Source organism: Kosakonia sp. SMBL-WEM22 (genome assembly GCF_014490785.1).
Lineage (GTDB): Bacteria > Pseudomonadota > Gammaproteobacteria > Enterobacterales > Enterobacteriaceae > Kosakonia.
Genome location: NZ_CP051488.1, coordinates 460,797 through 474,237 on the forward strand (window position 1 = coordinate 460,797; position 13,441 = coordinate 474,237).

General features: G+C 48.8%; 9 protein-coding genes and 2 pseudogenes. 6 read left to right on the top strand and 5 right to left on the bottom strand.

Features of this window, described 5'->3' with window-relative positions:
* Positions 1-77 precede the first annotated feature (77 nt).
* A pseudogene (gene umuD / locus HF650_RS02305) lies at positions 78-514 on the top strand (translesion error-prone DNA polymerase V autoproteolytic subunit).
* A gap of 2 nt (positions 515-516) precedes the next feature.
* A pseudogene (locus HF650_RS02310) lies at positions 517-615 on the top strand (hypothetical protein); the annotation flags it as partial.
* Between the two features lie 151 nt (positions 616-766).
* Here HF650_RS02310 and HF650_RS02315 read toward each other — a convergent pair.
* Complete coding sequence (locus HF650_RS02315) at positions 767-1,171, bottom strand: ASCH domain-containing protein (RefSeq protein ID WP_223284266.1); 405 nt, start codon at positions 1,169-1,171, stop codon at positions 767-769.
* Between the two features lie 540 nt (positions 1,172-1,711).
* Here HF650_RS02315 and HF650_RS02320 point away from each other — a divergent pair.
* From HF650_RS02320 to HF650_RS02330, 3 genes are read left to right on the top strand one after another with little or no spacing between them, the layout of a single operon-like run.
* The gene (locus HF650_RS02320) at positions 1,712-2,149 is read left to right on the top strand and encodes a DUF1795 domain-containing protein (RefSeq protein WP_187801016.1); all 438 of its coding nucleotides are present in this window, start codon (positions 1,712-1,714) and stop codon (positions 2,147-2,149) included.
* 17 nt (positions 2,150-2,166) lie between these two features.
* Positions 2,167-6,387 (top strand): RHS repeat-associated core domain-containing protein, encoded by a 4,221-nt coding sequence (locus tag HF650_RS02325; RefSeq protein ID WP_187801017.1) that lies wholly within the window; start codon positions 2,167-2,169, stop codon positions 6,385-6,387.
* Positions 6,387-6,791 (top strand): SMI1/KNR4 family protein, encoded by a 405-nt coding sequence (locus tag HF650_RS02330; protein WP_187801018.1) that lies wholly within the window; start codon positions 6,387-6,389, stop codon positions 6,789-6,791. Before HF650_RS02325 ends, HF650_RS02330 begins: the two co-directional genes overlap by 1 nt.
* 1,024 nt (positions 6,792-7,815) lie before the next feature.
* Here HF650_RS02330 and HF650_RS02335 read toward each other — a convergent pair.
* The 4 genes from HF650_RS02335 to HF650_RS02350 form a co-directional block, all read right to left on the bottom strand.
* Positions 7,816-9,225 carry a hypothetical protein gene (locus HF650_RS02335; protein ID WP_187801019.1) on the bottom strand — a complete coding sequence of 470 codons (1,410 nt, stop codon included), beginning with the start codon at positions 9,223-9,225 and terminating at the stop codon, positions 7,816-7,818.
* Positions 9,222-10,106: a HAMP domain-containing sensor histidine kinase gene (locus HF650_RS02340; RefSeq protein WP_187801020.1), complete on the bottom strand. Its 885-nt coding sequence runs from the start codon at positions 10,104-10,106 to the stop codon at positions 9,222-9,224. Before HF650_RS02340 ends, HF650_RS02335 begins: the two co-directional genes overlap by 4 nt.
* A complete protein-coding gene (locus HF650_RS02345) occupies positions 10,106-11,944 on the bottom strand; it encodes an AAA family ATPase (RefSeq protein WP_187801021.1) in 1,839 nt (612 codons plus the stop codon). Before HF650_RS02345 ends, HF650_RS02340 begins: the two co-directional genes overlap by 1 nt.
* A gap of 288 nt (positions 11,945-12,232) precedes the next feature.
* Entirely contained in the window at positions 12,233-12,835 is a 603-nt protein-coding gene (locus HF650_RS02350) for a site-specific integrase (protein WP_024906933.1), read from the bottom strand.
* A 231-nt stretch (positions 12,836-13,066) separates the two neighbouring features.
* On the opposite strand from HF650_RS02350, the gene HF650_RS02355 reads away from it, so the two are divergent.
* Entirely contained in the window at positions 13,067-13,438 is a 372-nt protein-coding gene (locus tag HF650_RS02355; RefSeq protein WP_160279928.1) for a helix-turn-helix domain-containing protein, read from the top strand.
* Positions 13,439-13,441 lie beyond the last annotated feature (3 nt).

The following is a 13,441-nucleotide window of genomic DNA, read 5'->3' on the forward strand; positions in this document are numbered from 1 at the left end:
TGGCAGACTCTATAGAGCAACTTGCTGAGAGAGATATCCCTCCCATTAAAAATGATGCTAGCGCACCGGTTTTGATGATGTTGGCTTTCGCCAAACTTACTGGTGGTGACCGTTCATTGGCATGCGTTCCACTGTTTGGCGATGGAGTTTCCTGTGGTTTCCCTTCTCCCGCACAGGATTATGTCGAAAACGACTTTCCCTTGATGACCTTTGCATCCGCTATCCGGAAAGTACCTATCTGGTGCGAGCAGAGGGGGATTCGATGCTTAATGCCGGGATTAAAGACGGTGATTTACTAATTGTGGAGTGTATTCGTGAGGCAAGGCACGGTGACATTGTCATCGCAGCTGTAGATGGAGAATTTACCTGTAAGAGGCTACAACTACTGCCAGCGCCGGCCCTGGTGCCTGCTAATCCCGCGTATTCAGCTATACCGCTGAATGACGATATTGAAACAGTAGTCTTCGGTGTGGTACGCCATCTTGTCCATTCATTCAAGTTTAGAGATGCTTGACAGTGTTCGCCCTTGTCGACGTTAACTCATTTTATGCTTCATGCGAGACCGTTTTCAGACCCGATCTCCGTGGCAAACCTGTGGTGGTGCTATCTAATAACGATCTGAGTGGTGATAAGTGTTAGTTAGTTTCGTGCTTTTCAATTCTTCAGCTTTGAAGAATTGAATGGTCCGTTGTGAGCGAAAAGCGGATGTCAAATCATGGCGATAGTGATGTTATTCTACATTAGACATAACAACCCGGCCACGAACTCACGCATCAGGCGGTAAATGGTGGATGACTACAACCTCGGAATCCATCTTTATGGACGGATAGTGCTCACGCATCCCTTCCAGCATTTCGGCATCCGGCCATTCCGCACTTTTATTAAGCCTGGCCGCAACGACAGAAAGTGGCATTTTTTCAACGTGCGTGACACATACCATGACCGTGTCAGAGGCATCCTGAGCATTTTCGTAAAGCATAGGGCCCGGCACAATTTCCTGTTCCCGCCAGCGGATGGTATGAAGCTTCCTGCCTGCGCGGACGTCCGGCAGCAGGCGAGGCACGATATTAAGTTTCTGCAATGACATTATCTCCGGTGAAAAGGCTCCTCCCGGGGGGGGGTGAGTGATGACGAAATATCCTGCGGCTACCACGCATCCCATTTTTAACATAACAATCCTTTCCTGCACCACTTGATAGGACCTCATCTCGTTTCGCGGCCTCAAGCCTGTTTACAGTATCTTTTCCTGTCTGTATATCGAAACGCGCCTGATTATCCCGGCTTGTTTGCAAACTATGCTGTGAATGTAGTTCTAGATGGATTAGTGAATGTAAATGTTAGAAACATCCGCTTCTGGCACGCAGAGGACAAGATGCGTGACCATCATGTCTGCTACGAGCGAGGAGCGGAAGTTCGCATTTGCCATAACCGCAGGGATGTAGGACTAACACTGGCATGTAATACTCAACCGGGAGCAAGTCAATGTGCCTGCGGCACATTCAGAGTCACGCTGCGCACTGCTCGCGCTCCTCAGATGCAGAGATTGCCAGCCAGTGCAGAAAAGATAGAATGAATTCATTATATCGAAGGACAGTAAACGCTCTGTCGAACATTCTGGCTCATTCTCATGGGCACTTTCTTTTGAGGAGAAAGTTCGGGATCCAGGGGATACAACAGTCAGACTTCTGAAACATGTGGTGGGATCCGCTTAATGTCAGATCAACATGAAATTGCACACTTCAGTGAGGGGCAGGTCAGGCTTCCTGAAGGCTATCTGGACCGTACGGTCAATGTCTTTACCTTCCGGGACACTCAGGTGCCCTCCTTCAATATCGCCCGCGACACGCTCGACCAGGGCGAAAACCTGACGGCTTACACAGATCGCCAGCTGGCTCTGATGCAAAAGTACCTGAAAGGGTGGAAGCAGGGCGAACGCAGCGCCGTGATGCTGGGCGATAATCTTTTACAGGGTGAAAGTGTGCACGCCTCTTTTCTGCGCGACGGTAAGCGCGTCTGGCAACAGCAGGCCGTTTTCAATACGCAGGGTGCGCATATTCTTGTTTTCACCATGTCGTCAGCAGAAAAGCTTACCGAAAGGGACAGCAGTATGTTTGATGACCTGCTCAGAAGTTTTCGTCCCCGCGCTTAACGATAAGGAATTTTGTTATGTTTGAAGCCGCGCGTGCCGGTGATGATACAGGCCATTCCGGCGCGCTGGCCGGGATGATCCTTGGCACCCTTGTCGGCGGCGCGATTGCGGCACTGGGCGGCATCGCGGCCGGTGCGCTGATGGTCGCAGGTATCGGCGCCTCCTGTTTTGGCATCGGTGTACTGCTTATCGGTGCCAGCCTCGCAGTCGGCTTTCTCGCCGGGGAGGTGGCGACCGGCGTGCGCGACGGCATTGCCGAAGGTATGGCGGCGAACATGACGAAGAAAGGCGTCATCACCACCGGCTCTCCTGACGTCTTTATCAACGGTAAGCCTGCCGCCATCGCCACAGACAGCACGGTGGAGTGCGACGACGACGGCTCGCAGCAGATGGCGGACGGCTCCTCGCGTGTTTACATTAATGGCCTGCCTGCCGCCCGTACCGGGGACCGCACCACCTGTGATGCTAAGGTGATGACCGGCTCCGGCAACGTTCGTATTGGTGGCGACCCGGAGCAGACCCTGTCAATTACCCCGGAAGTCCCCGAAGTGCTGTACAAGATTTCAGACCTGACCCTGCTGTTTGCCGGGCTGGCTGGCGGCTGGGGTGGCGCGGCCAGCAAGGTCGGCGCGGTGGGTAAACTGTTGTCGAAACTGCCGGGTATCAGCAAAATCGGTCGCATCGCCTGCCGCTTCGGCGCGATGCTGACCGCCATCGCGGCGGGAGGAATTATCGCCCGCCCGGTGGATATCGTCAGCGGGCAGAAGTTTCTCAGCGGCGACGACGAGCTGGATTTCGTCCTGCCGTCGCGTCTGCCGGTGCGCTGGCAGCGTTACTGGCGCAGCGGTAACCCCGGCGACAGCGTGCTCGGTCGCGGCTGGAGCCTCTTCTGGGAGAGCCGTCTGGAGCGTTACCAGGAGGGGCTGGTATGGCGGGCTCCGACCGGGGATTACGTCTCCTTTCCGCAGGTGCCAAAGGGTTACCGGACCTACTGCGAAGCCGAAAAGCGCTGGCTTGAGCACCATCAGGACGACACCTGGTCGGTGTATGACATCAGCGGCGAGCGCTGGCACTACGCCCCGCTTGATAGCGATAAACCCTCCCTGCTGCAGCGCATCTCTGAACCCTGCGGCACCGATATCCTCCTGGAGTGGAACGATAACCTCACCCTGCATGCCCTGACGGACAGCGCCGGGCAGCGCGTGGTCTGCCGCTATGAGGGCAACCGCCTTGCCGGCGCCTGGCTGGAGGATGAGATTTGCCTGGTCAGTTACGCTTATGACGAACAGGGCCAGCTGGTCTCAGTGACCGGCCGGGGCGGTAACGCGCGCAGGCGTTTTCGCTGGCAGGATGGCCTGATGTGCGCCCACGAGGATGCAAAGGGCCTGATAAGCGAATACCGCTGGCAGGAGATTGCCGGTCTGCCGCGCGTGACGGCTTTCCGCCACAGCGGCGGTGAGCAGTTAACTTTTGAGTATGATTTTGACAACGGCACCCGCCGGGCCATCCGTGACGACGGGGCACAGGCGCACTGGCTGACTGATGACGATGACAACGTCGCCGCCTTCACCGACTTCGATGGCCGCAAGACAGCCTTTATTTACCGCGACGGCGAACTGTGTGATGTCATCCTGCCGGGCGGTGCCCTGCGCCAGAGCCGGTGGGACAGGTACGGGCGCATGGTCCGGGAGACGGACCCGGCCGGGCGGCGGACGGAATATTACTGGTACCGGCTAACAAACCGTATCACGCGCACAGTCTACCCGGACGGCACGACAGAGCAGAGCCTGTATGACCTGCAGGGACGACTGATTTCGGAAACCGACGCCGCAGGCAACCGGACCACTTACCACTACCCGGATGATGAAGAACCTTTACCGGACAGCATCACCGATGCGACAGGCGGAGTGGTGCGGCTGGCATGGAGCCGTCAGGGACTGCTGACAGGCCGCACCGACTGCTCCGGTAGCGTCACGCGTTTCAGCTATGACAGATTCGGGCAGCTCATCAGCAGCGAGGACGCCGAAAGGAATATCACCCGCCGCGAATGGAACAGCGCGGGCCAACTTTCTGCTGTTATCCGCCCGGACGGCAGCCGCGAAACCTTACACTGGAACGCACGCGGTCAGCTTGCCGCCTGGCGCGACCCGCTGGAGAGCGAGGTGCGCTGGGACTATAGCCCGCTCGGCCTGCCGGTGAGCGTCACCGACCGCATCGGGCGCACCCGACGCTGGCATTACGACCCGCGCGGCAACCTGCTCAGACTCGAAAACGGCAACGGCGGAGAATACCGCTTTACATACGACGCCGCAGGCCGTCCGCTCAGCGAAACCCGCCCGGACGACACGTCGCGCCAGATGATGTGGGACAGCCGTGGATTCCTCAGCGAACTGCATGAAAACGGCAGGCCTGCCGTCGATGGCGGCATCGCCCGGCGTATACGAACCTTCAGTTATGATGAAAGTGGTCTGCTGACCGGACGCGCTACCCGCCATGCGGAGTACCGCTATGACCACGACCCGAACGGTCAGGTCACCCGTATCCGGCGCACCCCGACTGCCGAAGGTATTGCCCTGGGCATTGAATCCGATGACATCGCCTTCACCCGCGATGCGGCAGGTCGCCTGGTAAGCGAGTCGGGTGTTAACGGCGAACTCAGCTATGCATGGGATGCGCTGAACAATCTGACGAATCTGACCCTCCCCGGCGGGCAGCAGCTCTCCTGGCTGCACTACGGCTCCGGTCACGTCAGCGCCATCCGCTTCGGGTCGCAGCTGATCACTGAATTCACCCGCGACCGTCTGCACCGGGAAGTGACCCGCACCCAGGGCGCACGCGAACAGTCCCGAAGCTATGACAGCCTCGGCAGACGTACCGCGCAACGCAGCGCACTTATCACGGAGGTGGCCCTGCCGGAGCAGGCGATACAGGAACGCCTGTACCGTTACACCGGTCGTGGCGAGCTGGCAGGCGTCAGCGACACCCTGCGCGGCGAAGTGAATTACGGTTACGATGCTGAAGGCCGCCTGCTGAAGCATTATGAGTCCCGCCAGGGCAACAGCAGTGCGCTCTTTACGTATGATGCCGCCGATAACCTGGCTGCGAACGATGAGCCGGTCACAGACAACCGCCTGCAGCACTGGCAGAGCCTGTTTATGCAGTACGATGCGTGGGGCAACCTGACCCGCAGGCGCAGCGGGCTGTATGAGCAGCACTATACCTATGATGCCGAAAACCGTCTTCTTTCTGCCCGCGGAACGGGGCCGCAGGGACGCTTTGAAGCGCACTACCATTATGACGCGCTCGGCAGGCGCATCCGCAAGACGGTCACCACCAGCCACGGCACCAGTGATACCCGCTTCCTCTGGCAGGGATGGCACCTGTTGCAGGAGCAAACCCCGAACGGAACGTGCTGCTCTTACGTCTATGATCCTGCGGAAACCTGGAGCCCACTGGCGCGCATTGACCATCAGCAGGAAGAAACACGGGGCGCTGTACTGTGGTTCAGCACCGACCTGAACGGTGCGCCGCTTGAACTGACGGATGCGGCAGGGAAGCTAAGCTGGAGCGGGCAGTACGGTAGCTTCGGTGTGGTAAGACGTCAGACAGAAGGCTTTTACCGCATGTCGTCACAGCCGTCTCTTTCACATCAGCCGCTTCGCTATGCAGGGCAGTATGCGGACGCGGAAACAGGACTGCATTACAACCTGTTCCGGTATTATGACCCGCATACAGGCCGATTCATTGTGCAGGACCCGATAGGGCTAGCTGGCGGCTGGAACCTGTATCAGTATGCCCCCAATCCCCTCACCTGTATCGATCCTCTGGGGCTCGCTTATGATCCCATAGCAGAACTGGAAGGTCGCGGCTACACGGGAGTGGTTAAGACACCGGCAGGCGGGCTTGATTATTCAGGCAGTAACGCTCTGTATAACCTCAGGGAAGGTGTTAATCCCATTGTGCCTATTGAATATACTGGTGATTATCTGAAAGACTTTGAGGTGGCTAACTACAAAGCAGGCCTTAACCAGAAAACAACACCCAGTGGCTACACTTGGCATCATCTTGACGATTATAATCCTGAGACTAACACCGGCACTATGCAGCTTGTTAAAAGAAACGCACATCAAGGTATCAGTCACGTTGGCGGAGCTAGCCAGTACAAGGCCGCTACAGGCAGGGCTTATACTTTCCCGGCCCGGAAAAGGGTACATAAAACTGCAGGAGAAAATTGCTGATGTATCTTTCAGATTCAGAACAGAAGCTTACAAGAGAGGAAATGGCGTCCTTCAATGCGCTTTTTGACAATCTACTTCCCCCATCATTTCAGGATTTTTATCTGGAAAACAATGGTGGGTACCCTCTCAATAATGAAGACGGTAATTTTTTTATGCTTGGAGGATTCAACCCCATTAAGTACGGCGAACTACCTATAGAGCAGCTTTATAACGATCTAACGAAATGTTTTGGTGAATTAAGAAAAATGGTGCCCTTTGCTCATGATGAGGGGGGGAACTGTTTCCTGTTGTCACTGAAAGAGGGGGATTCTTTCGGTGAGGTTTTCGTTTTTCTTATGGATGAAAAGGAGCTTGTCACTGTTGCTGATTCATTCGACGAATTTATTGAAGAATTATTTAGCTGAAAATACCCGCCCGCTAGTACAGTTGTGGCGGGCGACAGTTTCATTACAGGGTACGCGGATATCTGTTCCCTGTTGGTTTAGTTCAGTGTTATGTAGGGTATGACCTAATAACGTCGTGAATTTATGGCGCCCTGGACAATGTTAATATGACTTCCTGCATTAACTTATACCGCTACTGACCGGATTTCTGAGCCCTGTAGGTGCCCCATATGCGCTTTACCTGGTTCACACAGCATCCCGCAAGAGTCGCTGCGCGCGCAATTTACATACCGGCCTCGCCAAACGCAATGATGCGTTCGTACGTTTTGGCTTCCGGCCTGCGCCCTTTGTACTTACCTGAGGCCTTTGTCAGCTCCATGCCTTGCCGTTGCCTTTCACGAAGGGTTTCTTAGCCGTCCCACGCTGCCTGCAGGGCTACTTAAAGCAGCATCTCCTGAACGGACTCAAACAAGATTCTGGGCATGCCGCCCTAGCTGACGACCAGCTCAGACAGATCCACGATGCCGGAGATGGTCAGCTTTGCCCCTTTAGCCTTTATTGGTTTAATCAGCTGCTCTGCCTCTGTAAGGGGAAGACGGCTGATGCGGTCAATTTTCTCAGCGTCAACCGGCTACTCTGATTCAGGCATCAGCAACTGACCTGCTCCCCATCAAGTAACATATCACAATGTTATTAACGTCTGCTTCTGGCACTAAGCGGACATACAGTCGTGGCAAGGACCGCTACGAGCGAGAAGCGGACATTCGTAATTGTTTTAGAATGGGATTATGGTATTATAAATAGATGGGAGTAGGTCGAAATTTATTAATAGCACACTAGCTGACCATTTCTGGTCCAATCTTTCATTATTGACGCATGGAAATTTATACTTTATGCCAGCTCTACTAGAAGCATATTTATAATTTTTATGATGCTTTTATTGCTCAGTAGTAATTAATGCCATCTAAAATCTTCACAACCTCCTATTTTTTAGCTAACTATGGCTTGGTAATTCAGCCATAGTTATAAGCTAATATTCATAATATCAAACGGTATCAAAAAGTCTTTTTACCCCAGCAAGGAGAGTGTTTACTCTTTCAACATTACAGCCCGGGTATTTTAGTTGTCGAACCAAGTAACCGTAAGCTACAGCCGCGCGCTCACGTTTTCCGACAGATACAGTTTCCGCCCATACTCTGCAATTATTGAAGAAATCAGGTGAAGGGCATTGTTCATCAACGAAATCAGGCTGGCCCCAATTGAGGGCTGTATTAGAATTAGGCCAGTCATTATCTTTTAAAGGACCTTCGGGGTGGAAAAAAGTACTAAGCTCGAATGTTATTGGATCTGTACTTAATGCTCGCTCTCCCACGTCTCCATAGTCAATTAAAACTGGTTTTTCGTCCGGTGAAACCAGTACATTGAGACCATGTAAATCCCCATGAACACACCCCCACTTTACTTGAATAAAGTTAGTTTCAAACCTCTCTATCCAATCATGTTCAATTAAACCTGATATCGCCTGGAAGTCATTATCTTTAATGAATGTTTCTCTGATTTCTTTTACAGTTGTTCGGCGTTGTGGTGCAGAGTTAGTCCAGCGCTCCAGTATGCTTTTCAACCTTTCAATGATAACGGTGGAACTCCGATTTATGAATGAAAAGCCGTTTAGTTCAGAAGCTGTCGCTAAGCTATAGAAAACCCCTGATGTTTTTTTAGCCCCATGGGCTAAAACAGCAACCTTTCTTGGTGTTGCAAAGGATTCTAGCCTTGATATAAATCTATCGTGTCTTTCGACTTCATCGTTTATATTAGATGGGAGGCCTATTTTAGCGATTGAATTATGAATTCTCTTCCCAGAACCATCATCTACTCCAATTTTATAAACTGACGCGTCTGATAGACCTCCACCAATTCTTTCCACATTGCAATATACACCACCAACTAATGCTGTAAATATTTTAATTAGTCTTGTGGTGGAAATCTTTAACTCACACGATGGATTGAGCTCAACTTCGCTTACCGAGTCGAAAGCTTCGAAATAATGCCTTATTTTTTCATCAAGAGAGTTTAGTCTATGTTTTGGATGAAATCCTATTAAAGGAAGCGCTTTCCCGTGTCCCCACACATCGACTTGATGGCTAAGTTCCATCATTTCTGGAAGAAACGATTCGGCGGATGAACCTGTAAGCATGAAAACTGGCGTCCCAGGAGCATGAGAGATAGCTACATCCAATAAATTTCGACCATGTTGAGGGTCGCTATCCATTTTTCCTTTAACAGTTGGAATTCTTAAATCCAAAAATATCATATCAAAAAATTCAGACTCAATTAACAATGAAGCATCTTCATAGCTCTCTGCAACAGTATATAATGGTTCACGACATAATGAGTCAACTCGGAATTTTATTTCTTCTGCAAAACTAGCATCATCTTCAACAATAAGTATATTCATGATTTAAAGCTCCATCTTAATTCAAAAACAGCTCCTTCTGACTCAGAATTTCGGAGCTCGACTTTGCCATGCAAGGTTTCAATTGCCTGACTTACTATTCCCAAACCAAAGCCTAAGTGTCCAGACTTACTTGTTTCACCTAGAGTGAATGAATGCGCTGAATTAATAGGTAGCCCAGGTCCATTGTCAATCACACTAATCCACGTATCTCGGTCTGTTTGCCCCCAACTAATTATAACTGAAGCTCTTCTATCTTCATTTGAAAGAGATATTGCAGCCTCAATGGCATTTTTTATGCCATTACAAAGGGCTAGTCTTAACAACCCTCTATCGCAGAATATAACTAATGGAGTTCGGCCAACAAATGACACATCAATGTCCTTATCAGTCCTCTCCAATTCAACAATATCTTTTATTAACGTAGGTAGATCCATATCAATAGGTTGGGGAACAGATGTTGCCTTCTTCAGTTCTTCAATTCCATCAAAAGTATCCTGAAGATGTTCAATACGTGTTCTTGTGCGTGATACAGCATAGTTGGGTAATTCATTAGAAATTGCGCTAGCCAAAAGCCCTAGTTTAGAGCCTATCTCATGTAATAACAGCCCGGCAACCCATTCAATCGCTTCTGCTCGCAATTTTTTTCTCACTTCATGTGGTATAATATCGGGTTCAGTGTCCTCAATAGAATTATTGGAGTGTAGGTTTCGAATCAAGCGCTCTATTCCTCTGATTAGGTAAGTATCAGATTCTGATGCTTTGATCCTTAATAAATCTTGAATGTCTGTTTCAAGTGCTAAACGCTCAAGCTCTCGAATTGCCTTAAATTTTTCATGGGAATTTTCACTTGTTAGGGCAATCAAGGCTTCCTCGCGAGTCATTATTTAATCCGCTCCCCATAAAATTTAGCTCGCTGGCTAAAGGCTTTAGCCCCCCCTTCCATTACAGTGCTTATTGCGTTTACTACATTAATCTCATCCAATGGACCAGAGCATAAGCGGAATCCCCTTCGCCCATCGGAACCTAAGTGAAGGACCAGATCTGCATCCCCAAGCACTGGAATATTTGGATTGTGGGTTGAGAATATAATTTGTCCTTGGTCGCCCCTTGAAAGAATTACTTTAATTAGAGTTTCTGCTATAAATGCATTGTCAATATGATCTTCAGGCTGATCTACTATCAACATTCGATTCATGTGAGAAAGTATGAGCGGTAACACAACTGTACATCGTTGACCAGTAGAAAGTTCAGCAATATCTTTGTAGTCAGTCCCATCTAGCAACTGTAAAGAAATATCATCATCTATGTTAATAGTACAGATATCACCAAGCTCACAGTTTTTTAAGTGAGAAAGAATACGGGATGCTCTATCAGTATTGATATTTGCAGCATATTTGATAAGTTCGACATCAAATTTATCGACAGCTTCTAGCAATGCACGAGGACTGATGTTCTTGGCTATCGATTCTGCTACATCAGCATAACGTATTCCGCTTCCTCTCAAAATTTCGGAAATAGCAGATGAAAAAGTCTTATATTGTCCGTTTCGGTATACCGAAACTTTTATGTTAGGATATACTATCTTATTTAACTGTTCTGCAGCTGCTAGGCGAGCGGAGAATCTTTCGGCACGAATTTTATCAATTTTATCAAGTGATTCAGCTCTCATATCTATTAACTGGTTAAGAGAGTTTTTCATGGTGGTTAGGAATGAGCTAACAGACTCCAGTTTAGCAATATTCTCTCTTAGTTCTTGCCCTCTTCTGAGGATGCTTCCTGAACCTGACTGAATACTTTCTATTTCCTGCCTTAATTGACGAGCCTGATCCTCCATTGTTATTTTGCTTGAACTGAAGCTATTGAATGCTGACTCCAACTCCGAGTATACTTTTAAAACTTCATTAAGTTCATTTGTTAAATTGGTTTTGATATTTTCAATCTTGCCTATCACTGGACTTAATAATAGTTTTGTACTTCCGTCAAAGTTGGATGAGTCTAAAGGTGCACTATCAATTCCTTTTTTAACTTCATGACTCCAGGCAGCCACGCTATTCTTAATTCTAGAAACCTGCTCAAGAATTCCACTTGTGCTAGATATACTTATAGTTTGCTTTGAAAGTGAATCTGTTTTTTGTTTTAGTAAATCTGAGGTTTTAGAAACATTCTCTTCGGCTTGAATTACAGATCTCAACTCATCTTTCAATGCAGGGAGGGAATTTTGAGTTTGTTCGAGTTCATCAATTTCTCGCCTGCTTGCTTCGATCTGTAGTGTTAGGTTTCTACATTCAGCAATTAACTCTCGCTCTTGCAACTCTGTATCGGAATTAAATTTAACGAAGCCGTCAATTAATTTCAATCGTCCCGACGCTTCAAGTCCAACAGTTTCAATTTCTGTTTGAGAAAAAATAACTGGTTTTGTAAAAAGAGTTGTAGCCCTAGGGATGGGATCGCTAGCGGTCCGACTCACTAGAATAGTATCGTCACCATCTACAAGAGTAACTGTGACTTGCCCTGAACCCAATACTGAAAGTGCGTGATCTCTACTACGTCTTGTAGTCTCGATTGTTGTGCTGGTTGCATCTAAACAGAATCTTATAATCTCAATTAGTGAAGTTTTTCCAGTTCCCCTTGCTCCAATTATGGCATTAAGACCTGATGTGAATTGGACATCAAGACCATCCAGAAAACCCTCTTCAATCTGCACGCGCTGTATGTACATACTTTAACCAACCCTTAGCTTTTTGCAATACGTTACGTTTTACCATTTGTAGATTAATTAAACTAGATAAGCCTTTATTTGATAGGAGGCAAGGGCATTGCTCGATTGTGAAGTTACTAGTTGGCTTGATGCTAATTTTCCTACTGACAAAAGCTAAAGCTTGGTTCGATTGTTTTGCACGATACGGCCCTTCTCCGTATCCACAATCTCTGTTTCACTGTGATTAATTGTAACTAATTCAACAATGTCTGCTTCTGGCACAGGGCTGCTGTTGCAGCCCTGACAACCTTAGACTTCAATCGATTCAGATATCTCTAACGCATCATCGACTTCGATGCCCAGATAACGGACTGTGCTTTCCAGTTTCTTATGGCCCAACAGAAGTTGGATCACCCGGAGATTCTTGGTTTTCTTGTATATCAAGTAAGGTTTTGTTCTTCTCATGGAATGTGTGCTGTAAAGCGAAGCTTCGAGACCAAGCTTTTCTACCCACCCATGAAAAATTCGGCTGTATTGTCGGGTTGATATGTGCCGGTTAGTTCCGATCCGAGACCGAAACAAGAAGTCTTTGCTGTGCAAATTGCCAAGCTTTATCAATGCAGCAACAGCTTCTCTTGTCCCTTTGGTTATCTCAAATTGCACAGGGCTACCGGTTTTCTGTTGCAGCACCGTAGCTCTGCTTGAAACCGAGCTACCATATGCAACATCAGATACTTTGAGGCTCACCAGATCGCAGCCTCGTAGCTTACTGTCTAAGGCCATATTGAACAGAGCTAAATCACGCGTTTTACCTTCCAGTTCAAGCCGGATTCGAATCCCCCAGATATGAGATATCTGAAGTGGTCTTTTTTGGCCTATGATACGGTCTTTATTCCACGGTGACGTGTTCATACTCAAATCTCCTGCAATGTGGGAGATTTGAGTATGGTTGTACCTTATGAGCGAGATGCGGACGTGATGCTTAGAACAGAAATGACATTTCGGTTACCGAACAGACACAAAGGGCGCTGTTAACTAGGGAAGTTTCTGGTTTTTCCAATAAACCAATATGTTCTTGCAATAATAAAATTACTAGTAAATACTAGAATTACTCAGTAATTTCTCGCTTTGGAGTAGATGATTATGGCAAAAGGTACTAAACCACGCAGCACTCTCCCAGCCAAACCGCTGCCAGCACCACCAGTGATCAAGGTTGAAAATTTGATGGCGAATCTCAATCTCGGGACCGGCGAACTGAGAGATTACACTATTACTCAAAAACCAGGTCATACCACTATTACTGCTACAACGACAGACGGACAGCACGTTCGTGTTGAAAAATATAATGGCAATAATGGGTTCTCCGAAGGCTCAATGTCAGTATTTGTGCCTGGGAGTATAGAAGAACGCCGGGATGAAGCCCGACGACTTAGAGATACGGGTCTCTCGCAAACGGCGATAGCTGACAGACTAGGTGTCTCTCAGAAAACAATCAGCAATGACCTGACAAAATAAAGT

Bases quoted from the DNA above. Each gene is read 5' to 3' on its own strand.
- HF650_RS02315 (WP_223284266.1), bottom strand. From the start codon at position 1,171: ATGTTAAAAATGGGATGCGTGGTAGCCGCAGGATATTTCGTCATCACT.
- HF650_RS02320 (WP_187801016.1), top strand. From the start codon at position 1,712: ATGTCAGATCAACATGAAATTGCACACTTCAGTGAGGGGCAGGTCAGG.
- HF650_RS02325 (WP_187801017.1), top strand. From the start codon at position 2,167: ATGTTTGAAGCCGCGCGTGCCGGTGATGATACAGGCCATTCCGGCGCG.
- HF650_RS02330 (WP_187801018.1), top strand. From the start codon at position 6,387: ATGTATCTTTCAGATTCAGAACAGAAGCTTACAAGAGAGGAAATGGCG.
- HF650_RS02335 (WP_187801019.1), bottom strand. From the start codon at position 9,225: ATGAATATACTTATTGTTGAAGATGATGCTAGTTTTGCAGAAGAAATA.
- HF650_RS02340 (WP_187801020.1), bottom strand. From the start codon at position 10,106: ATGACTCGCGAGGAAGCCTTGATTGCCCTAACAAGTGAAAATTCCCAT.
- HF650_RS02345 (WP_187801021.1), bottom strand. From the start codon at position 11,944: ATGTACATACAGCGCGTGCAGATTGAAGAGGGTTTTCTGGATGGTCTT.
- HF650_RS02350 (WP_024906933.1), bottom strand. From the start codon at position 12,835: ATGAACACGTCACCGTGGAATAAAGACCGTATCATAGGCCAAAAAAGA.
- HF650_RS02355 (WP_160279928.1), top strand. From the start codon at position 13,067: ATGGCAAAAGGTACTAAACCACGCAGCACTCTCCCAGCCAAACCGCTG.